The following is a 22,013-nucleotide window of genomic DNA, read 5'->3' as shown; positions in this document are numbered from 1 at the left end:
AGTTTTTTAGCGATAATAAAAAACTTTATTTTTTAGAAACGAATGTAATTAAGTCAATTAATCGCGAAGAATAGCCAATTTCATTGTCATACCATCCCACAATTTTAACCATTTTATCGATAACAGAAGTTAATTGAGCATCAAATAAACATGAATTTTGATTTCCAATAATATCCACAGAAACAATAGGATCTTCCGTATAATCTAAAATTCCTTTGAAGTTCGTTTCAGCTGCTTTTTTGAATGCTAGATTGATTTCTTCAATAGAAACTTGTCGTTTGACATTAAAAGTAATATCGGTCAACGAGCCATCTGGAACAGGAACTCGAATACCGCAACCACCAATTTTTCCTTCTAATTCTGGAAAAATTTTAGTCAATGCTTTTGCTGCGCCAGTCGTTGTAGGAACAATAGATTGCGAAGCGCCACGAGCTCTGCGTAAATCTTTATGCGGTTGATCGTGTAAGCTTTGGTCGGTAGTGTAGGAGTGAATTGTTGTGATGTACGCTTGTTCTACTTCACACAATTCCTGAATGATTTTAATCATTGGAGCCGCGTTGTTGGTCGTGCAACTTGCGTTAGAAATAATAGTTTCGCTTCCGTCTAAAATGTGTTCGTTTACACCTAAAACTACCGTTTTTATTTCATCCACTTCAGACGGTGCCGAAAGAATTACTTTTTTCGCTCCAACTAAAATATGTTGGTTAATCTCTTCAAACGTTTTGAATTTCCCCGTCGATTCTATAACAATATCAACGTTTGCCGATTTCCAATCTAAATTTTTGATTTCTCTTTCGTGAAAAAATAAAAATGATTTATCATCAATTATAATCGAATCATCAGAAAACGAAACCTTATGATTCAAAACACCGTGAATGCTATCGTATTTTACCAAATGCGCCATTGTTTTGTTATCTGCAATGTCGTTGATGGCAACTACTTCGATAGTAGGATGATTCAAAAGCAATCGGAACAAATTACGTCCAATTCTTCCAAAACCATTAATAGCAATTCTTGTTTTCAATTTTATTTATTTTGAAGTTGAAATTGTTCTTGAATTTGAACTTTTAGTGAATATGTTTCTCCGCATGATAAGAAGAACGCACTAAAGCGCCACTTTCCACATGTCTAAAACCTAATTCTTTTCCTATTTGTTCGTATTTCGCGAATTGTTCTGGCGTGATGTATTCTTTAACCGGTAAATGTTTTTTACTTGGTTGTAAGTACTGACCAATCGTTACAATATCGACTTTTGCATCGGCTAAATCGTGTAAAACTTGAATCACTTCTTCTTCTGTTTCTCCTAAACCTAACATAATGCCCGATTTAGTTCTTTTGATACCTTGCTCTTTCAAATAACGTAACACTTCCAAACTTTTTTCATATTTCGCTTGAATACGAACCTCACGTGTCAAACGTTTTACGGTTTCCATATTGTGCGAAACTACTTCTGGAGCTACTTCTATAATTCGGTCTAAATTTCTTGTGTTACCTTGAAAATCCGGAATTAACGTTTCTAAAGTCGTATTTGGATTCATTCTTCGAATTGCTTTCACGGTTTCTGCCCAAATAATCGACCCCATGTCTTTTAAATCATCACGGTCAACACTCGTAATTACGGCATGTTTGATGTTCATAATTTTGATAGAACGCGCTACTTTTTCAGGTTCGTCCCAATCCACGGTTTCAGGGCGACCAGTTTTTACACCACAAAATCCGCACGAACGCGTACAAATATTTCCTAAAATCATGAAAGTTGCCGTTCCTTCGCCCCAACATTCGCCCATATTAGGACAACTTCCCGAAGTACAAATCGTATTCAGTTTGTATTTGTCTACTAAACCTCTAAGTTCGGTGTAGTTTTTACCTGTTGGTAATTTTACGCGTAACCATTTTGGTTTGGGTTCTCTTGGTGGAAAAACATTATCAATAGCCGTGTCCATAATCAAAATTTTGATGGACAAAGATAATTAGAAATGGTGGATTTCTATAACAGATTGTAAAGTTTTAAGATTTGTTTAGAAGTTTACTTCCCAGAAATAATCTCCGCCAATAATTTCTTAGCTCTTAGTAGTTTAATTTTGATGTTGTTGAGCGGTTCATCAATTTGTTCTGCCATTTCTTGATAGGTCATTTCTTGAAAATAACGCATTTGAATGACTTCCTGATAAGCAGGTTTCAATTGTTTGATGTATTGTAGTAATTGGGCTAAATTTTGCTCGATAATTAACTCATCTTCGGCAGAATTGGAATCATCGGCAACGCTGTAGGCTTGATGATCTTCTTCGTCATTCATTTCAATAAATAAAGACGATTTCTTTTTGCGAAGCATGTCGATATGAACATTTTTTGCAATCGCAATCAACCAAGTATTAAAACCATATTCGGGATTATAGGTTGCGATTTTATCAAACGCTTTCGCGAATGTTTCAATCGCAATATCTTCTGTGTCGGTTTCGTTTTCGGTGCGTTTTAGCATGAAACCATAGACTTCATTCCAGAAAAAATCCAATAAAAATGTGAAAGCAACTTGGTCTCCCTTTTTTGCCTTTTCAATATTTTCTTGAATAATGACCGAATTTACTTCCAATGTACAGGTTTTGAGATGAGGTTTCTAAAAAATACGCTTAGTTGAGTAAAGATAAGCACAATTTCGATAATTGGATACCAATACATTACATCTTTTTCTTTTAGTTTTCCAGCGGCATAGCCTAAAGAAATCCAAGTGAATAAATATCTAAAAACAATAATTCCAGTCACTATCATCCATTGGAATTGAAACGCTAATAAAACAATCGCTAAAACTAAAAACCAAAACTGACTAAAGAAAAATAATCCCAATTGAAATTTATCAAATCCTTTGTAGAATTTTGCAGTAGTAGCGTGTCTTCTTTTTTGGTACACCCATGACGAAAAAGTAGTTTTTGGTTCCGAAAAAGTAAAACTTTCTGGCGTGTATAAAATAGCAGTATTCTTTTTCGTAGCCGCTTGATTGATAAATAAATCATCATCGCCCGAACGAATTTTCATGTGATCCATAAAACCACGAACATTGAAAAACTCTTCTTTTTTATAAGCTAAATTTCGACCAACACCCATATAAGGTTTGCCAATTTTTGCCCAAGAAAAATATTGTGTAGCGGTTAACATCGTTTCAAAACGAATGATTTTATTAAGGAAGGAATTCTTGACTTTTTCGTAAGCGCCATAACCTAAAATAATTGTTTTTTCTTTGGTAAATTGGGTTGAAATTTGCAACAACCAATCGTTTGAAGCTGGATAACAATCTGCATCGGTGAAAACTAAATACTCGTTTTTTGCGGCTTTGATTCCTAAGGTTAACGCGAATTTTTTATTACCCCAAAATGCTTCTACATTTTCAACCTTTACCAATTTTACATTCGAATATTGTTTTTCGTAACTTTCAAATAATTCCAAAGTTTCATCGCTCGAAGCATCGTCGATTAAGACAATTTCGTAATCTGGATAGTTTTGAGTAACCAAAGTTTGAAAATACTTTTTGATGTTTTCTTCTTCGTTTTTAGCACAAACAATAATGGAAATAGGTAAACGTTTCGGAGTTCCTTCGGTTTTTTTACCAAATGAGAATTTTCCGAAAATAAAAAGGTAATAAATAAATTGAATAAACACGATAACCGCAAAAGCGATTAAGAGTATTGTTAGTATCATAAATGGGTAAAATTATGCGTGCGATTCTTCGTTGCAGTCTTTCATTTGTTCTGGAGTTTTTCCACAATAGCTGCAGTTTTCTCCATCTTTATTCAAAAACGGACTTTGGCTAGCGCAAGTTCCAGCGAATTTTCCGTCTTTTTTTGCCCAAATTTTTATCGCGATACCTGCAAACGCAAGTCCTAAAAGTCCAATGGTTACTAATACAAGTTTCATCTTTTTCTATTTTGAACTGCAAAATTAATTAAAATCCAAATAACAAATCCCAAATTCCAAACAAATCTCAAAAAACAAATTCAAAATTTTTGGAACACAGGTTAAAGAAATGTAAGAAATCGTTAAAGTTGAAAAATTTAGCACGCGGATAGGACAGATTTGCTAATGCAAAACGCAGATTTAAGCGGATTTCTTATGTTGTCTATGAAAAGTGTAATACCTAAAATCAACACAAAGCAAATCTAATGTGTCTATGTGTTTAAAAAAGAATACAAAGATTTTAAACTCCCAACTTCCTTCTCCCAACTCCCAACTAAATAATGTTAACTTCCGCTTCTATTGCAATTCCAAATTTTTCTAAAATGGTTTGTTGGATATTTCTTGAAAGGGCTACAATTTCAGCTCCAGTTGCGGTTCCATAATTCACTAAAACCAAAGCTTGATTTTTATGAACACCCGCATCACCAAAACGTTTTCCTTTAAAACCTGCTTGTTCAATTAACCATCCTGCTGGAACTTTTACTTCAGTTTCTGAAACTACATAATGCGGCATTTCGGGATGAAGTGATTTTGCTTTTTCGTAAGCTTCTTTTGCAATAATCGGGTTTTTGAAGAAACTTCCACTGTTACCTAATTCTTTTGGGTCAGGTAGTTTACTTTGACGAATGGCAATTACAGCGTTACTAACATCTTTTAGTGTTGGGTTTTGTATGTTTTGATGCTGTAATTCGGTTTCAATAGCTCCATAAGTGGTAGAAACTTTGTGATTTTTCTTAGTCAATTTAAAACAAACCGAAGTAATAATATATTGGTTTTTTAATTCGTTTTTGAAAACACTTTCACGATACTCAAACTTGCATTGTGCGTTGGTGAAAGTCTCAATTTCTAATGTTTTCAAATTCAAAGCATCGCACGAAAACATCGTATCTTTAATTTCTACTCCATAAGCTCCAATATTTTGAATAGGAGTTGTGCCTACATTTCCTGGAATCAACGATAAATTCTCAATTCCGCCGAAATTTTGATCAATACACCAAAGTACAAATTCGTGCCAGTTCTCACCAGCTTGAGCTTTTACAATGGCAAAATCATCGTTTTCTTCAACAATTTCTCTTCCTTTTAAATTAACATGAACGACTATTTTTTCGATGTCTTGTGTTAAAAGCATATTGCTCCCGCCACCCAAAATAAAAATATCGTCGTTTTCTGTCAAAACTTCTTTCAATTCTGCAATCGAACTTACAGAAACAAATTGTTTGGCTTTGGCTTCAATTCCAAAAGTATTGTAATTTTTTAGAGAGAAATTGGTTTGAATATTCATAGTAGAATAATTTTTTTCAAATGTAGTATTATGAATTTTAAATTGGAAATATTTTATACGATTGATGCGTTTCTTTGATGATCAGTTCTGTTCGTTCTGCATGAGTATCAGAAATAAAAATTTGTCCAAAAACGGCATCATTCACCATCGTTACAATTTTTTGCACACGTGTTTCGTCTAATTTATCGAAAATATCATCAAAAAGAAGGATTGGTAATTCGCCACTTTGTTTTTTCATGAACTCGAATTGCGCCAATTTCAAAGCAATCAAAAATGATTTCTGTTGGCCTTGCGAACCGAATTTCTTAATCGGAAAACCATCAATTTCAAAAATCAAATCATCTTTATGAATTCCAGCGCTAGTATATTGAATAATTCGGTCTTTTTGAAGTGATTCTTCTAAAAGAGATATTAAATCTTTTTCAAATAGTTGACTTTCGTATTTTAAAGCAACTTTTTCATTTCCGCCCGAAATATTGGTGTGATGTTGTTCGAAAATTGGAATAAAATCAGCTAGAAATTGTTTTCTTTTTTCGAAAATCAATTGTCCAGAATTACTCAATTGCTCGTTATAAATCGATAAATTATCCGCGTCAAAAGTCTGATTCAAGGCGAAATATTTTAATAAAGCATTTCTTTGTGCTAACGTTTTTTGATATTGAATTAGCAATTGCAAATATGTATTGTCTAAAGTTGCAATTACGCTATCAATGAATTTCCTGCGTGTTTCGCTTCCTTCCACAATCAAATCAGCATCAGAAGGTGAAATAATTACCAATGGAATCAAACCTAAATGTTCGGAAAGTTTATCATAGACTTTGCCGTTTCGTTTGATGGTTTTTTTTTGTCCTTTTTTTAAACTGCAAACAATTTTTTCTTCTTTGCCGTTTTTTTCAAGTAAAGCATCTATCACGAAAAACTCTTCGCCATGTCGGATGTTTTGAACTGCTAAAGGGTTGAAATAGCTTTTGCCATAAGCCAAATGATATATTGCATCTAAAATATTAGTTTTTCCAACGCCATTTTTCCCTACAAAACAATTAATCTTAGCGTCAAAATCAAATTCGATTTGGGCTAAATTTTTATAGTTAAGAAGCGATAATTGTTTTAAAAACACAATAAATATACTTTGATTTTGGACTAAAAATAGGACTTAATGCAAAAGTAAATCGAATTTGTTAAAAATATATACTAAAATGGTTTTTAATTTTAATAAAAATTATATTTTTGCACCTCATTAAATTTAATATAAATGGCAACATATAACAAGAGAGGATACAAAGCTCCAAAACCAGAAGAAGCTAAAGTTGAAAACGAGTTTGACGAAGTAGAAGCAGTTGATGTACAAGATAGTACTACGGCTGAGGTTTTTAATACTTTAGACGAGAAAGCTTCAAGAACTGAGGAGTGGGTAGCTAAAAATCAAAAAGTACTTTTAGGTATTGTAGGTGCAATTGCGATTGGAACTTTAGGATATTTATTATTCAATAGATTTGTTGTTGAGCCAAAAGAAGAAAAAGCAGCTAACGAAATTTTCCAAGCACAACAATATTTTCAACAAGCTGTTGATGCTACAGAGAAAAATGATTCTTTATACAATTTAGCACTTAAAGGTGGTGAAGGTAAATTAGGTTTCTTAGGAGTAGCTGAGCAATACGAAGGTACTGCAGCTGGAAACTTAGCTAACTACCACGCTGGTATGGCTTACTTAAACTTAGGTGATTTTAAAAATGCTATTACTTATTTAGAGAAATTTAAATCTGATGATGCTATTTTAAAACCAATCGCTTTAGGAGCTATCGGAGATGCTTTGTCGGAAACTAATAAAGTGGATGATGCAATTGCTCATTACAAAAAAGCAGCTGAAGCTTCTGAAAATGATTTCACTACGCCAAGATTTTTATTCAAAGCGGCTCAATTATCTTTAACTGCTGGTAAAAAAGCAGAAGCAAACAAATTATTTGTTGAGATTAAAGAAAAATATGAAACTTCTAAAGAAGGAATGAATATTGACGCTTTCATTGCAATGACTGAATAAGAATGGCAACAGAAAATAAAAATTTATCTAATTACGATAAAAACACAATCCCAAACGCGAAAGATTTTCGGTTTGGGATTGTTGTTTCAGAATGGAACGAAGAAGTTACCGAAGGTTTGTATAACGGAGCTTTCTCGGCTTTAACAGATTGTGGTGCTTTACCAGAAAATATCATCCGTTGGAATGTGCCAGGAAGTTTCGAATTGATTTTCGGAGCACGTCAAATGCATGAAAAATTAGAGCTAGACGCTGTAATTGTAATTGGCTGTGTAATTAAAGGTGAAACCATGCATTTCGAGTTTGTATGCGAAGGTGTTACACAAGGAATGAAAGACTTAAATCTTTTATACGATGTACCAACCATTTTTTGCGTGCTAACCGATAACAACATGCAACAATCGTTAGATAGAAGTGGAGGTAAACACGGAAATAAAGGTGTAGAAGCGGCTATTGCAGCAATTAAAATGGTAGATTTGAATAGAAAATAAAAGGATTTCCTTTAAAATCAATATACTAATCCCGATTTTCATCGGGATTTTTTGTTAACAAAAATTTGGAGGTTAAAAGCGTAAAAATCCCTAAATTTGAAAAAAATAATGCGACATGATTAAGTTTGGAAAAGGTAGAATGCCAAAAAATAAGCAATTCAATTATACACCACGTCATTATCAAGGAAAAACAGTTGATAATCCGTTTGATTTTGATTCACCTATTCGTCGTGATAGAGATGGAGTGAGTTATAACGATTTCAGAGGTCAATGGCAAGATGCACGTGATAGTAGTCGTAACAGAAAAAATAGATCTTTCAATATGAGAGTAATCATCATTGCCTTGATTTTGGTACTGCTATTTTTCTTTATAATCGATTTTGATTTTTCCATTTTTAGAAGAAAATAACTATGAATAACAGCATTTGGTTTTTTGACAATATTGATGTTTTTCAAATTCTTTGTCCGCATAAATTTACCGAATACAAGAAAGATCACTCTTTTAACTATTTTAAAAAAGGCGATTATATCTATTTTGAAGATGATATTGCTAATAAAGTTTTTTTGGTTAATTCTGGTAAAATAAAGGTGGGTTACATAACTGAAGATGGAGATGAAATAACGACTGCAATTTTATCAAAGGGTCAAATTTTTGGTGAAAAAGCAATTTTGGGCCAAGAAAAGAGAAATGAATTTGCCCAAGCACTTGATAATGAAGTTTCAACTTGTGTTGTTTCTTTAGATATAATACACGATTTATTACGTCAAAATACTGAATTTAGTATTTCTATTTATAAATTCATAGGTTATCGATTTAAAAAGCTAGAGCGAAGATTGCAAATCATGCTTTTTAAAGACGCAAAAACACGTTTGTTAGAATTCTTAAAAGAATTAGCAGACGATTATGGCTTTAAAAATGCAGTTTCTGGCGACACAGTTATTAAGCATCCATTCACTCAAAAAGATATAGCTTCATTAATTGGTTTATCGAGACCAATATTGAATATTTTAATCAATGAACTTCAAGATGAAAAAGTATTAACTTTTGAACGAAAACAAATAATTCTTTATAAAAATTAGTTGTGTTAGTTAGCTAACATTTTTTTCATTTTTATGAATATAATTTTGAACATCATTTTATAATTAAAATGAAGAATTATTAAAGGTCTTCTAGTTAACTAAATTATTTCGAAAAGATGAAAAAAGTTGTATTTGTTTTAATAGTATTTGTGTCAAATAATATATTTTCACAAGGCTGCAGTGATGCTGGATTTTGTACTTCTGAAAATATGAAATACGGAACATCGGTTGATTCTTTAAAACACACAATAAAGTTTGGAATCAATCAAGGTAGCGCAGATTTTGATGTATCTGTATTTGGTATGTACTTAGAATACAAATATCAAATAAATGAAAAAATAAATCTTGGTACAAGAATAAATTATACCAGTCAAAGCAAAGATGCTGTTTCTTCAAGCGCAATCTCCGACGGATATATCATTGCAGATTATTTGTTTACCCCAACTCTTAGCGCAAGTGTAGGACTTAAGATTCCCTTTTCAGATGGAAATGTAAAAGAAAATGGTTTTGCTTTACCAATGGACTTACAACCGAGTTTGGGAACATATGATTTAGTGTTGGGTGTGTCAAAAAAGTATAATAATTTATTTTTTGCTCTGGGATATCAACAGCCACTGAATAAGAATAAAAACACTTTTTTTAAGCCATTAAGTACAAACGAATTTTTTACAACAAATCAATTTAAAAGAGCGCCCGATTTATTATTGCGAGTAGGATATAGCTACGAAATAAATAATAAATGGAAACTAAGCCCAAGTTTGCTCCCAATCTACCATTTAGCTAATGATACTTTTGAAGATGTTACCAATCAGGAAATTGAGATTAAAGGATCTGAAGGTTTAACATTGAACGCAAGTTTGTTGGTTCAGTATTTAATCAATAATAAAAATGCATTAGAATTTAATTTGGGTTCACCATTAATTACAAGAGATGCTAGACCTGATGGATTAACTAGATCATTTGTCTTGAATTTAGAGTACAAGTTTAGTTTTTAAGTTGTAAAGTTTGTCATTAATAAACCTATATATTTTTATATAGGTTTATTTTTTTTATAAAGAAAACCCCATATAATTTCTTTATTTTTGCATTTCACCTAAATTCATTTATAAGTTTAATGGCTGCAAGTATAATTCAACTTTTACCCGATCATGTTGCCAATCAAATTGCTGCTGGAGAAGTCGTTCAACGACCTGCTTCTGTAGTAAAAGAGTTGTTGGAAAATGCCGTTGATGCTAAAGCTACCGATATCAAATTAATAGTTAAGGAAGCTGGCAAAACCTTAGTTCAAGTAATTGATAACGGTTTAGGTATGAATACAACTGATGCGCGTTTGTGTTTCGAGCGTCATGCTACTTCTAAAATTCGCCAAGCGGAAGATTTATTTGATTTGCATACCAAAGGTTTTCGTGGAGAAGCATTGGCTTCTATTGCCGCAATTGCGCATGTGGAAATGAAAACCAAACAAGACCAAGAAGAATTAGGAACGCATATCGTAATTGAAGGCAGTAAATTAGTAACACAAGAAGTGGCTGTTTTACCAAAAGGAACGTCGTTTGCGGTTAAAAACCTTTTTTTTAATATTCCAGCACGAAGAAATTTCTTGAAATCGGAAACGGTAGAATTTCGTCATGTGATGGATGAATTTCAGCGTGTAGCGATGGCACATCCGTCGATTTCATTTACGTTGATTCATAATGGAAGTGAGTTGTATAATTTGCCAAGTTCAAATTATCGCCAACGCATCGTCAATATTTTTGGTGGAAAAACCAATGAAAAATTAGTGCCTGTTTCAGAAGAGACCGAGTTAATCAATATTACAGGATTTGTTGGAAAGCCCGAATTCGCTAAGAAGAGTAGAGGCGAACAGTTTTTCTTTGTAAACGACAGATACATCAAAAGTGCGTATTTGCATCATGCGATTATGAATGCCTATGAAGGTTTGCTAAAAGAAGGCAATCAACCGAGTTATTTCTTGTATTTGCAAGTGCCTCCACATACGATTGATATCAACATACATCCAACCAAAACCGAAATTAAGTTCGACGACGAACATTCGTTATATGCTATTTTGCGTTCGGCAGTAAAACATAGTTTAGGGCAATTTAATGTAGCGCCCGTTTTAGATTTTGAACGTGATTCCAATTTAGATACACCTTATCAATACAAGGATAAAGAAGCTGATTTTCCTACAATTCAAGTGGATTCTAGTTTTAATCCATTTGCGAATGATAAACCTGCAGCTAAATCGCTTTCTTCTTTTGGAAGTTATAAAAGAGAAACCACTACTGCAAGTTGGGAAAGTTTATATGTAGGATTAAAGCAAGAAACACAAGAATTAGAACAGTTTTCATTTGAAAGCGAAGAAGTAACTGGAAAATTATTTGATGATGAGGTTGAGGAAACAATATCTTCTTCAACTTATCAAATTCATAAAAAATACATTGTAAGTGCTATAAAATCAGGCATGTTAGTTATCGATCAAGGTAGAGCGCACCAACGTGTGTTATACGAACAATTTCTAACAAGCATTACGGTTCAAAAAGCATCGAGTCAGCAATTGTTGTTTCCTTTGGAATTGTATTTTTCTTCGGAAGAAATGGTTTTATTGAATGAATTACAATCATCGTTAGAAAATACAGGATTTGTTTTTGATGCTTTCAATAGCGATTCAGTTCAGATTTCGGGATTGCCAATTGGAATGGCTGAAAGCGAAGTTTCGATTGTTCTAGAAGAATTAATTAGTAATTTACAAAACGAAATTCCGGAAAGTAGTTTTTCACAAAGCGATAGTATTGCCAAATCAATGGCAAAAAGTATGGCCGTAAAAACAGGAACGTATTTAACAGGAAAAGAACAAGAGAATTTAGTAAATTCGTTATTTGCTTGTAAAGATCCAAATGTTTCTCCTTTTCAAAAACCCACATTTATTACCTTAACGGTAGAAGATTTAGATAAAAGATTTGCTCTATGATGAATAATATGACCGATACCGTAAAACAGTTATTAATTATTAACGTTTTATTTTTTATAGGAAGTTATTTAGTGCCGCAAGCCAATGAATTATTGTCGCTTCATTATTTTGAAAGCGATGGATTTAAATTTTGGCAACCGATAACACACATGTTCATGCATGGAAGTTTGATGCATATTTTCTTTAATATGTTTGCTTTAATTTCTTTTGGAAGTGCATTGGAACATTTTTGGGGAGCAAAAAAGTTTTTGTTTTTCTATCTTTCTTGTGGATTAGGAGCAGCCATAATTCATTCAGGTGTGAATTATTATTACTTTCATGACGCTCAAAATTTCTTAATCCAAAGTGGCGTTTCTGTTCAAGATATTCAAACTTTAATAAAAGGAGATAGTGTAAATATTAATGCTTCTGATACGGCTTTGCTTCAAAATTATGTAAATCAAATGGGAGATGCCTTTAATAATCAGGCAGTAGGAGCTTCTGGAGCTATTTATGGCTTATTAGTTGCTTTTGCTTTTATGTTTCCAAATGCTGAGTTGATGATGATGTTTATTCCTGTGCCAGTTAAAGCAAAATATTTTGTTCCTGTAATCGTATTGTTAGATTTATTTTCTGGGGTGACAGGAATTAGTCTTTTTGGAGGTAATATTGCCCATTTTGCTCACGTTGGTGGTGCTTTAATTGGTTTTATCATGATGTGGTATTGGAAGAAAAATCAGTTCAATCAAAACCGTTGGGATAGATAGTTTTTAGAAAATAGAAATAAGAACAAAGAAAAAAGATGAACATTTTAGACGATTTAAAACTACAATACAAAACAGGAGGCATGGTGCAAAAGTTAATCTTTTGGAACATAGGTTTCTTCTTGTTTTCGTTGGTGTTTTTTTATAGTTTTTCTGTTGGGAAATTTCAAATTCCAACATGGATTGCTTTGTCATCTGATTTAGGTACGTTCATTAGAACACCTTGGACATTAATCACATTCAATTTCTTTCATGCGGGATTTTTACATTTGATTTTTAATCTTATGGTGCTTCATTTTTCTGGACGTTTATTCAATACCTGTTTTACAGATAAGCAATTGTTTGGTGTGTATGTTTTAGGTGGAATTTTCTCTGGAATTACATTCGTTATGTCATACATTTTTATTGGAAAAGCAGGTTTGTTAGTTGGTGCGAGTGGTGCTATTATGGCTATTTTAATTGCTACAGCTACTTATGCACCTTTTATGTTGTTGCGAATTCCGTTAATTGGAATTGTAAAATTATGGCATGTAGCTTTTGTGATTTTATTAGTAGATTTAATTCAAATGCCGTTAGATAATACAGGCGGACATCTAGCACATCTAGGCGGAGCTTTATTCGGATTTATCTACATAAAATTATTGCAATCAGGTACAGATATTACAAAGCCTTTTTCAGCTGTATTAGATGGTTTTGCGAATCTTTTCAAACCAAAAAAGAAAACCCCATTTAAAAAAGTACATCGCAATACAACAAAAAAAGGCGTAAATTCGTTTCAAGAGAATAAAGATATGACTCAAAAACAGATTGATGATATTTTAGATAAAATCAGTAAATCGGGTTATGATAGTTTAACAAAAGAAGAAAAGGAATTCCTATTTAAAGCAGGAAAGTAATCGATGCGCGAACAAACATGGTTGAGTAAAATAATGTTCTTTCTTAATATAGTTTTAACTGTATTGACTTTCCTTGCGTATTCACTCCCTTTTTTAGCACCAAATGCTTTTCCTTTTTTAAGTGTTTTGACGCTTATTTTACCTTTGTTTTTAATTTTAAACTTCTTCTTTTTTGTTTATTGGTTGTTGCAATTTAAGCGCTATATGTTGCTTTCAGGATTAGCTTTGTTGCTTGGAATTACGTTTATCAATCGTTTTTATAAGTTTTCAGAAACGAATTTACCCAAAGAAGATACTGATTTCAAAGTAATGTCATACAACGTTAGATTGTTTAATATTTATGAATGGTTGCCTAAAGACGATGTGGCTGAGCAGATTTCAAAACTAATAAACGAGAAGTCTCCTGATATTTTATGTTTGCAAGATTTTACTACAAATGATAATGTCGATTTTAGTCGATATCCTTATTCTTATGTGAAATTGAATGGTGAAAACCTAAAATATGGGCAAGCCATTTATTCTAATTACAAAATCATAAACAAAGGTGAAATTGAATTCCCGGATTCTTTTAACAATGCTATTTTTGCGGATGTATTAAAAGGAAAAGATACGGTTAGAGTATATAGTATTCACTTGCAATCGGTTAAAATTAGTGCGGATATTAATGAGAAAATTGATGAAGCTAAATCGAAGTTTATCTTAAAAAGATTGAGTTTAGCTTTTGGAAAACAACAACAACAATCAGAGATTATAAGTGAGCATTTCGAAAATTGTTCTTACCCAAAAATCATTTGTAGTGACTTGAATAACAGCGCTTTTTCCTATGTTTACAGAACCATTAAAGGCGATATGAAAGATGCTTTTGAAGAAGCGGGAACTGGTTTTGGAAAATCGTATAATTTCAAATATTATCCTGCCCGAATTGATTTTATCTTGGTAGATGATGCAATTCAGGTAAAACAATTTAAATCAATTGATACCTTTTTTCAAAGCGATCACTTCCCACAAATAACGCGCTTGAATTTGGAGAAAAAAGAAGAAAAATAAAATTAAAGTTGTTGGTTCTTCAAATAATCTACGGCATATCTGCCATCGTTAAATAACAAATCTAGAATACTTAAATTATTGATAAAGCCATGTTTTTCATTGAAAACCTGTGTGTATTCTTCTATTTGAGTAGTATCTTTTTTTCCGTTTACTAAATGTCTGAAATCTGAATAATCAGAAGCTTCATGGAAGAATTCAGTAGTTTTTTTGGGTTGGATATTAATTCCTAATGAATCGTTTACTAATTGAAAAACTTCTAAATTTAAATCCATCAAAAACTCATGTTTCTTTTCAAATAACGGACGAAAGTCATCTTCAAAGTATTCAAAGAAAGGCGAAGTTCGGTAAGCTGCTTCCAAGGATTTAAAATGGTTTTTCTGCCATCCAAAATCGTTCTCAATTCTGACGTCTTTGTATTTCTGATGTTTTTCAACAGCATGCTTTACTGGAACATTCAGTAATTGAACTCCGTTTGGACTATAAATATACATCCTATTTCTGTTGGTTTGTTTTTGGAAATTATCTTCCATTTCAAACGTAACCGAATCCGCTTGAAGCATTGCCACATAATGGCTAATTGATGGGAAATAAGTTGGATGTATTAGGATGTTCATTTGAAATGTTAAATTGTTTAATCGTTAAATTGTTTAGTTTTTATCTTTTAAGATATAATTTCTTAAGGAATTCAATTTATTAGTAATGCTATTTATTCGATTCCTACAGTTTGAATAATTGGTTTCACTAATATATTCTAATTCATAGGATAGTATTAATTGGTTTAATACTTCCATTGTTGAACTGTAAGACATAGAAATGAAATGAGCTTTGTCTTTATCTGAAATTCTTGAAGTTCCTTCTGCAATATTTGAGCAAATTGATACAGAAGCTCTTCTTAATTGAGAAACAAGTCCAAATTTTTCACTATCCGGAAAAGACAGAGTTAAATTATAGATTGATTTTGTCAATTCTTTTGACTCTATCCAAACGTCTAATTTCTCAAATGAAAATTTATGCATTCCTTTTAAACAATTAAACGATTTAACAATTAAACATTATTCTCTTCTTTCTTTTTCTTCTTTTTTCTAAAATAATCAAAAGCAAAGTAAGCTGCTAAAGCAATTAAGAAATATTGGAAATATGATTTTGGTTGACCATCACCGCTAACCGTTGTAAATAATCTATCCCAACGGATACTCCAGTTTTTAAGACCATCGTTGATACCATCAATACTCATCCAAATAAAAATTGGTTTTCCAACGATGTGATCAGCAGGAACAAATCCCCAATAACGAGAGTCTAATGAGTTATGACGATTGTCTCCCATCATCCAATAGTAATCTTGTTTGAAAGTATATGAAGTTGCAATTTGTCCGTTGATACGAATTTCATCACCGTTTACTTTTAAATCATTTCCTTCGTATTCACCAATTACTTTTTTATAAAGCGGTAAGTTTTCTTTGTTTAAGGCCACGGTTTTTCCAGCTTCTGGAATATAAATTGGGCCCATGTTATCTTTGTTCCAACTATTTTTAGAAGAAGGTTTTCCATCTAGAATATCTGTAAATATTCCATCTTCAGCTTCCTTACTAATTTGACGTTTTACAAAACTAATTCTACTATCAGATTTTAATTTTTCAAATTTTTCAAAAGTAAGATTTCCATAGAAATAATTGGGTGAAATCATTAAACCTAACTTATTGTAAATTTCTTGATCAATTTGTCCAGTTATAGCTGTAGTTAGGGTGTCTCTTGATATTTCTTCAAAAGCATATTGACTAATTAATTCATTTTTTAATTCGGGTTTGTCCCAAATTTCATTTTTAATTTCAAATAGAGGGTAACCCTCAGAAATCTGATAAAATTCTTTTAAATTATCAATAGAAGCATCTTTTGATTTTATTAGATAAAAGTATTGCGGTTTCGCTCTTTCAGGAAGTATGGACTCTTTTCCGTTAATAAAAATAATGCCATCTCTGATTTCAAAATTATCACCAGGAATAGCCGTACAACGTTTTACGTAATTGGTTTTCTTGTCGATAGGCTTATCGTATCTTTTATCAGCCGCTTTGTACATATGAAATAAAGTATCAGCTGGCCAGTTGAAAACTACAATATCATTACGTTCAATTTTTTGTAATGCAGGAAAACGGAAATAAGGCAATGAAGGCTTAGCAGTATATGATTTTACTTTTACAATAGGTAAAGTATCATGAACCATTGGTGCAGCAATTGGAGTCATAGGAGTTCTTGCTCCGTAATGAAACTTACTCACAAATAAAAAGTCACCCACCAATAACGATTTTTCTAACGATGACGTTGGAATAGTATAAGGTTGAATAAAATACGTATGAACTAAGGTCGCAACAACAATTGCAAAAGACAACGAACCTAAAGTATCCATTGTTTTGTTTGGTGCAGTTAAATCGCGATTGGCATGATAAGTAGTTTCTTGAGTGTAATTTACATAAGCGATGTAAAATCCTAATGTAACAACACCTAAAACCATATCAACGGTTGATTTTTTACCAAAAGTTCTCAGCGTTTCAATCCAAATAATTGGGAATAAAAACAAGTTAATAACTGGAATAAAAAGCAATAAAATCCACCATTTTGGTCGGTTGATGATTTGCATTAGTACAATTCCGTTATATACTGGAACAAACGCTTCCCATGCTTTTCTACCTGCTTTTACATATAATTTCCAAGTTCCAATTCCGTGAATTACTTGAACTAATAAGATAAAGATTAACCAACCTGATATTTCCATAATTTTATTTTGCTGTAAGCGTTAAGCAATATGCTTTAAGCTCTGTTTATTTATTATTATATTTCTTGTTGCCTAAAGCCTATAGCTTAGAGCCATTAAAAAGAACATCTTTCATAGTGAAAACCCCTTTTTTATTCACTAACCATTCTGCAGCAACAACAGCTCCTAATGCAAAACCTTCTCTGCTGTGAGCGGTGTGTTTGATTTCGATTTGGTCAACTTCGCTATCATAGAAAATACTATGCGTTCCAGGAACGTTTTCGATGCGTTTTGCCTCAATATGTATTTCGTTGCTAATTGGTGTTTCTAATGTCCAATTAGAATAATCAGTGTGTTTAATAACTCCTTCTGCAAGAGTAATTGCTGTTCCGCTTGGTGCATCTAATTTTTGTGTGTGATGAATTTCTTCCATTGAAACGTTGTATTGTTTCAAATTGGCCATCATTTTGGCTAAATATTCGTTTAATTCAAAAAACACATTTACGCCTAAACTAAAATTAGAAGCATAAATAAAACTTCCGTTTTTAGCTTCACATAAGCTCACCATTTTTGGATAGTCTGCAACCCAACCTGTAGTTCCTGAAATAACAGGAATTCCATTGTTTAAACATTCCGAAATATTTTCAATGGCGCTATCTGGAACACTAAAGTCGATAGCAACATCGGCATTTAATAAACCTTCAAAAGTGTTATTTTGGTCTTTTTTTAATACGATTTCATGACCTCTTTCTAAAGCTATTCTTTCAATAACTTTTCCCATTTTTCCGTATCCTAAAAGTGCAATTTTCATAGTAGTTAGTTGTTGGATTGATTGAATAGTTACCCAATTTTTTGTTAAAAACTATAGGTTAGTGTCATTCCGTAATTGAATCTGTAATCCATTTGATTTTGATTCATGTCTGGTTTAATCGATAGATTGTCATTAACATTGAATTGCATTAAATGCGCATCGATATTAGCATCTACTATATTTAAGATATAAATTCCAGCTGTGATTAATGCAGACAAATCTCTGTTTCTTTGGTGGAATTTTTGAGCACGAATTAGTCTATCGTTGTCTAAACTTCCATAAATAGGATGATTAGGGTCAGAAGTTCCATCTAATCTTCTTTTGTATTCGTCTCTGTATTCGTGATATTTATTTTGATTGAAACTGTAATAGTAAATTCCAGCACCTAAACCAGCATAAACAATCGGAATTTTCCAATATTTTTTATTATACGCTTGACCTAAACCAGGAACAAGTGCCGAATAAAAAGCGGCTCTAGCTGGGCGATTAGGATCAATAACTGCTTTCACGGTGTCTTTTGGAACCAAAGAAATCTCTTCTTGTGCTCTCCCTTCAAAACTTAGAAAAAGACAAGTTAAAATAAATATGTATTGAAGTTTTCTCACTAAGAATTAATTAGTTTCAAGATACGATTAAAGTCTTCTTCTGAATGGAAAGGAATCGTAATTTTCCCTTTTCCGTTGCCCGCAACTTTAACATCAACTTTTGTTCCGAAATAGTTAGCGAAAGCTTTTTTCTCATCTTCTTTGATGTCAAATGAGTTGCCTTTTGAAGGTTTGGCGGTTTTTGGTTTTAAACTATCTTGATAATTTTTAACCAAAGCTTCTGTTTCTCTAACCGAAAGATTTTGAGTTACTACTTTATGATAAATATCGCTTTGAACATCTTGATTGTCAATATTAATCAATGCTCTTCCGTGTCCCATCGAAATAAAGCCATCTCTCATTCCAGTTTGAATAATTGGATCTAATTTCAATAAGCGAAGATAATTGGTAATGGTTGAACGTTTTTTACCTACGCGCTCACTCAATTCTTCTTGCGTTAAATTGATTTCTTCGATTAAACGTTGGTACGAAATAGCGACCTCAATTGGATCTAAATCATGACGTTGGATGTTTTCCACCAAAGCCATAACTAATGATTCGTTGTCATTTGCTAAACGAATGTAAGCCGGAATCGTTTTCAATCCGATTAATTTAGAAGCACGCAAACGTCGCTCTCCCGAAATTAATTGGTAGTTATTGAAATCTAATTTTCTAACAGTAATGGGTTGAATTACGCCTAATTCTTTAATCGATTTGGCTAATTCTTGTAAAGTTTCTTCGTTGAAATTGGTTCTCGGTTGAAACGGATTAATTTCAATCGATTCAATATCTAATTCAATAATATTTCCTACTACTTTATCTGCGTTTTTATCCTCAACCGATTTAATATCGTTTTCAGGATCTTTCAATAAAGCCGATAATCCTCTTCCTAAGGCTTGTTTTTTTACCGCTTTTGTCATCTTCTCTATTATTGATTTTTCTTAATAATTTCTTCAGCCAAGTTCAAATAATTAGAAGCTCCTTTACTAGTAGCGTCGTAATTAATGATACTTTCTCCAAAACTTGGTGCTTCGCTCAATTTGATATTTCTTTGAATAATCGTTTCAAAAACCATATCGTTAAAGTGCTTTTGAACTTCTTCAACCACTTGGTTCGATAAACGTAAACGAGAATCGTACATGGTTAACAACAATCCTTCAATATCTAAATTAGGATTATGTATTTTTTGAACACTTTTAATGGTGTTTAATAATTTCCCTAAACCTTCTAATGCAAAATATTCGCATTGAATTGGAATAACCACACTATCGGCAGCTGTTAATGCATTCAATGTTAATAATCCTAAAGAAGGAGCACAGTCAATTAAAATATAATCGTATTTATCTTTTACGCTTTCTAATGCTTGTTTTAGCATGTACTCACGATTTTCTTTGTCTACTAATTCAATTTCGATAGCCACCAAATCAATATGAGCCGGAATCACCATAACATTTGGTGCCGAACAAGAAACAGTTGCCTCTTCAGGTGTTGCGCTATGTTCTAGAACTTGATACGAACCAATTTCCACACTTTCTACATCAATTCCTAAACCCGAACTGGCATTAGCCTGTGGATCTGCATCGATTAAAAGTACTTTCTTTTCTAAAACACCAAGAGACGCCGCTAAGTTTACAGATGTAGTTGTTTTACCAACACCGCCTTTTTGATTGGCAATTGCAATGATTTTACCCATTTGATAGTTAAAAATTTTAAGTGGTAAAAATACAATTATTTATGGTTTTTTCAAGGCAATTTTGTTAACAATGGGTTAAAGTGTAACTTAACTGATTTAGAGACAGAAAAATACCGAAATAAAAATATTTTGAAGCCACACTTTAGGCGTTTTTTAAACGTCGTTTCCCGCTTTCCGTTACAATAATTTTGCATTTTTTTTTTGACTTTTACAAAATGGATTTTCACTACAATCGGGGCTAGATGCAATCGTTTGGGAATAAAAAACAAAAAACACGAAGATCATTCGTGTTTGGAGGTGTATTAATCACGCTTTGGTGAATTTTTTTTATTTCGTTTTTCTTCTTTTTTCTCTTTTGCGGTTTTCAAAGGTTCTTTCTTTGCGGTTTTCTTCGCGTCTTGACTTTTTGCCATAATTTCTAGGTTTTTAGTAAATGTAAGCTAAAAAGTAATACCAAGAGGTTGAAAACTTTATTTTTTAGCGCAAAACAGTCAAGCTTTTCGCAATGTTCGCAAAGATTTTTACACAGACTTGTATGCTAAAATCCTAAATCTGATTCAGTTTTTCAGCCGCGGCAATTAACGTTTCATCCGTTTTAGCGAAACAAAAACGAAGCATATGTCTATCCGTAGCATCATTGTAAAAAACGGAAATCGGAATGGAAGCCACTCCATGATTTACAATCAATTCTTTAGCAAAATCCACATCGTTTTTAGATGAAATTTGATTGTAATTCACCACTTGAAAATACGTTCCATCGCAAGGCATCAACTCAAAACGGCTGTCTTTGATTAAGTTTTGAAATAAGTCGCGTTTGCGTTGGTACATTTTCGAAACTTCGCTAAAATCAACTACATCCAAATATTCTGAAATAGCATGTTGCGAAAAACTATTCACACTGAACACCAAAAATTGATGCACTTTTTTCATTTCGAACATTAAATTTTCTGTCGCAATTAAATAACCCACTTTCCAACCCGTAACATGCAACGATTTTCCAAAAGAAGAAGCAATTATCGTTCGTTCTACTAATTTTGGACGTGTATTAAATGAAATATGAGGTTGCGAAAACGTAATATATTCGTATACTTCGTCACCCAAAATAAGAATTTGAGGATGTTTTTCTAAAATGGTTTCTAAAGCTTCAAAGTCACTTTCTGTCCAAATTCTTCCCGTAGGATTGTGTGGATTATTGATGACAATCATTTTAGTTTTATTCGAAATTGCGGATTCAATTCGGTTGAAATTCGGCGTGTAATCATCATTTAATGAAACACGAACTGGTTTACCACCCGCAACCAAAACTGAAGGTTCGTAACTGTCATAACTTGGATCTAAAATCAACACTTCATCGCCGTGATTCACAAACGTGTTAATTGCTGTAAAAACGCCTTGCGTAGCGCCAGCGGTAATTAACATTTCAGTTGCGGTATTGACTTTTCTACCGTATTGTTTTAAAGTTTGATTCGCAATTTTTTCCAATAACGAAGGCAAACCCGCCATTGGTGTATATTGGTGAATGTTTTCTCGAATAATACGTTCCGAAATTTGCAACAAACGTTCGTCTTCAGGGAAATTTGGAAATCCTTGCGATAAATTAATAGCTCCGTGTTCATTCGCTAATTGCGACATTACAGAAAATATACTGGTGGTGATGTTAGGTAGTTTTGACATGGAACAAAAATATAA

General features: G+C 32.6%; 24 protein-coding genes. 9 read left to right on the top strand and 15 right to left on the bottom strand.

The window, feature by feature from the left end; genetic code table 11:
• Nucleotides 1-25: 25 nt before the first annotated feature.
• From gap to recF, 7 genes are all read right to left on the bottom strand, one after another.
• On the bottom strand, nt 26-1,024 hold the full coding sequence (gap, locus tag C8D80_RS11650; RefSeq protein ID WP_133610608.1) for a type I glyceraldehyde-3-phosphate dehydrogenase: 999 nt from the start codon (nt 1,022-1,024) through the stop codon (nt 26-28).
• A gap of 43 nt (nt 1,025-1,067) precedes the next feature.
• Nucleotides 1,068-1,943, bottom strand: a complete 876-nt coding sequence (gene lipA, locus C8D80_RS11645; protein ID WP_133610606.1) for a lipoyl synthase — start codon at nt 1,941-1,943, stop codon at nt 1,068-1,070.
• An 83-nt stretch (nt 1,944-2,026) separates the two neighbouring features.
• Entirely contained in the window at nt 2,027-2,590 is a 564-nt protein-coding gene (locus C8D80_RS11640) for an RNA polymerase sigma factor (RefSeq protein ID WP_133610604.1), read from the bottom strand.
• A complete protein-coding gene (locus tag C8D80_RS11635; RefSeq protein ID WP_133610602.1) occupies nt 2,581-3,690 on the bottom strand; it encodes a glycosyltransferase in 1,110 nt (369 codons plus the stop codon). Before C8D80_RS11635 ends, C8D80_RS11640 begins: the two co-directional genes overlap by 10 nt.
• 12 nt (nt 3,691-3,702) lie before the next feature.
• A complete protein-coding gene (locus C8D80_RS11630; protein ID WP_133610600.1) occupies nt 3,703-3,906 on the bottom strand; it encodes a membrane or secreted protein in 204 nt (67 codons plus the stop codon).
• Nucleotides 3,907-4,219: 313 nt separating this feature from the next.
• Entirely contained in the window at nt 4,220-5,263 is a 1,044-nt protein-coding gene (gene murB, locus C8D80_RS11625; protein WP_262709741.1) for a UDP-N-acetylmuramate dehydrogenase, read from the bottom strand.
• 1 nt (nt 5,264) lies between these two features.
• Nucleotides 5,265-6,344, bottom strand: coding sequence for a DNA replication/repair protein RecF (gene recF, locus C8D80_RS11620; protein ID WP_133610596.1), 1,080 nt, complete (start codon nt 6,342-6,344; stop codon nt 5,265-5,267).
• Nucleotides 6,345-6,479: 135 nt separating this feature from the next.
• On the opposite strand from recF, the gene C8D80_RS11615 reads away from it, so the two are divergent.
• The 9 genes from C8D80_RS11615 (at nt 6,480) to C8D80_RS11575 (ending at nt 14,490) form a co-directional block, all read left to right on the top strand.
• A complete protein-coding gene (locus tag C8D80_RS11615; protein WP_133610594.1) occupies nt 6,480-7,265 on the top strand; it encodes a tetratricopeptide repeat protein in 786 nt (261 codons plus the stop codon).
• A gap of 2 nt (nt 7,266-7,267) precedes the next feature.
• Complete coding sequence (ribH, locus tag C8D80_RS11610; protein WP_133610592.1) at nt 7,268-7,753, top strand: 6,7-dimethyl-8-ribityllumazine synthase; 486 nt, start codon at nt 7,268-7,270, stop codon at nt 7,751-7,753.
• Between the two features lie 115 nt (nt 7,754-7,868).
• Complete coding sequence (locus C8D80_RS11605) at nt 7,869-8,162, top strand: hypothetical protein (protein ID WP_133610590.1); 294 nt, start codon at nt 7,869-7,871, stop codon at nt 8,160-8,162.
• 2 nt (nt 8,163-8,164) lie between these two features.
• Nucleotides 8,165-8,833: a Crp/Fnr family transcriptional regulator gene (locus C8D80_RS11600; RefSeq protein ID WP_133610588.1), complete on the top strand. Its 669-nt coding sequence runs from the start codon at nt 8,165-8,167 to the stop codon at nt 8,831-8,833.
• A 116-nt stretch (nt 8,834-8,949) separates the two neighbouring features.
• Nucleotides 8,950-9,828 carry a hypothetical protein gene (locus C8D80_RS11595; protein WP_133610586.1) on the top strand — a complete coding sequence of 293 codons (879 nt, stop codon included), beginning with the start codon at nt 8,950-8,952 and terminating at the stop codon, nt 9,826-9,828.
• A 119-nt stretch (nt 9,829-9,947) separates the two neighbouring features.
• Nucleotides 9,948-11,804 (top strand): DNA mismatch repair endonuclease MutL, encoded by a 1,857-nt coding sequence (mutL, locus tag C8D80_RS11590; RefSeq protein ID WP_133610584.1) that lies wholly within the window; start codon nt 9,948-9,950, stop codon nt 11,802-11,804.
• Nucleotides 11,804-12,550 (top strand): rhomboid family intramembrane serine protease, encoded by a 747-nt coding sequence (locus C8D80_RS11585; protein WP_133610697.1) that lies wholly within the window; start codon nt 11,804-11,806, stop codon nt 12,548-12,550. The genes mutL and C8D80_RS11585 overlap by 1 nt, the downstream gene beginning before the upstream one ends.
• A gap of 35 nt (nt 12,551-12,585) precedes the next feature.
• Complete coding sequence (locus C8D80_RS11580; RefSeq protein WP_133610582.1) at nt 12,586-13,443, top strand: rhomboid family intramembrane serine protease; 858 nt, start codon at nt 12,586-12,588, stop codon at nt 13,441-13,443.
• Nucleotides 13,444-13,446: 3 nt separating this feature from the next.
• Nucleotides 13,447-14,490: an endonuclease/exonuclease/phosphatase family protein gene (locus C8D80_RS11575; RefSeq protein ID WP_133610580.1), complete on the top strand. Its 1,044-nt coding sequence runs from the start codon at nt 13,447-13,449 to the stop codon at nt 14,488-14,490.
• Between the two features lie 2 nt (nt 14,491-14,492).
• Here C8D80_RS11575 and C8D80_RS11570 read toward each other — a convergent pair whose 3' ends face one another.
• The 8 genes from C8D80_RS11570 to C8D80_RS11530 form a co-directional block, all read right to left on the bottom strand.
• Nucleotides 14,493-15,104 (bottom strand): WbqC family protein, encoded by a 612-nt coding sequence (locus C8D80_RS11570; protein ID WP_133610578.1) that lies wholly within the window; start codon nt 15,102-15,104, stop codon nt 14,493-14,495.
• A 33-nt stretch (nt 15,105-15,137) separates the two neighbouring features.
• Nucleotides 15,138-15,506, bottom strand: a complete 369-nt coding sequence (locus C8D80_RS11565) for a four helix bundle protein (protein WP_133610576.1) — start codon at nt 15,504-15,506, stop codon at nt 15,138-15,140.
• Nucleotides 15,507-15,535: 29 nt separating this feature from the next.
• Nucleotides 15,536-17,257 carry a signal peptidase I gene (gene lepB / locus C8D80_RS11560; protein ID WP_133610575.1) on the bottom strand — a complete coding sequence of 574 codons (1,722 nt, stop codon included), beginning with the start codon at nt 17,255-17,257 and terminating at the stop codon, nt 15,536-15,538.
• Between the two features lie 79 nt (nt 17,258-17,336).
• Complete coding sequence (dapB, locus tag C8D80_RS11555) at nt 17,337-18,047, bottom strand: 4-hydroxy-tetrahydrodipicolinate reductase (protein ID WP_133610572.1); 711 nt, start codon at nt 18,045-18,047, stop codon at nt 17,337-17,339.
• Nucleotides 18,048-18,091: 44 nt separating this feature from the next.
• On the bottom strand, nt 18,092-18,652 hold the full coding sequence (locus C8D80_RS11550) for a DUF5683 domain-containing protein (protein WP_133610570.1): 561 nt from the start codon (nt 18,650-18,652) through the stop codon (nt 18,092-18,094).
• Nucleotides 18,652-19,551 carry a ParB/RepB/Spo0J family partition protein gene (locus tag C8D80_RS11545; RefSeq protein ID WP_133610568.1) on the bottom strand — a complete coding sequence of 300 codons (900 nt, stop codon included), beginning with the start codon at nt 19,549-19,551 and terminating at the stop codon, nt 18,652-18,654. Before C8D80_RS11545 ends, C8D80_RS11550 begins: the two co-directional genes overlap by 1 nt.
• An 8-nt stretch (nt 19,552-19,559) precedes the next feature.
• Entirely contained in the window at nt 19,560-20,324 is a 765-nt protein-coding gene (locus C8D80_RS11540) for a ParA family protein (protein ID WP_133610566.1), read from the bottom strand.
• Between the two features lie 546 nt (nt 20,325-20,870).
• Nucleotides 20,871-21,998 carry a methionine aminotransferase gene (locus C8D80_RS11530; RefSeq protein WP_133610561.1) on the bottom strand — a complete coding sequence of 376 codons (1,128 nt, stop codon included), beginning with the start codon at nt 21,996-21,998 and terminating at the stop codon, nt 20,871-20,873.
• Nucleotides 21,999-22,013 lie beyond the last annotated feature (15 nt).

The sequence above is a fragment of the Flavobacterium cheniae genome (assembly GCF_004363695.1).
Classification (GTDB): Bacteria; Bacteroidota; Bacteroidia; order Flavobacteriales; family Flavobacteriaceae; genus Flavobacterium; species Flavobacterium cheniae.
Note: the sequence above shows the minus strand (reverse complement) of the source record. Positions and strands in the feature narration are given on the sequence as shown.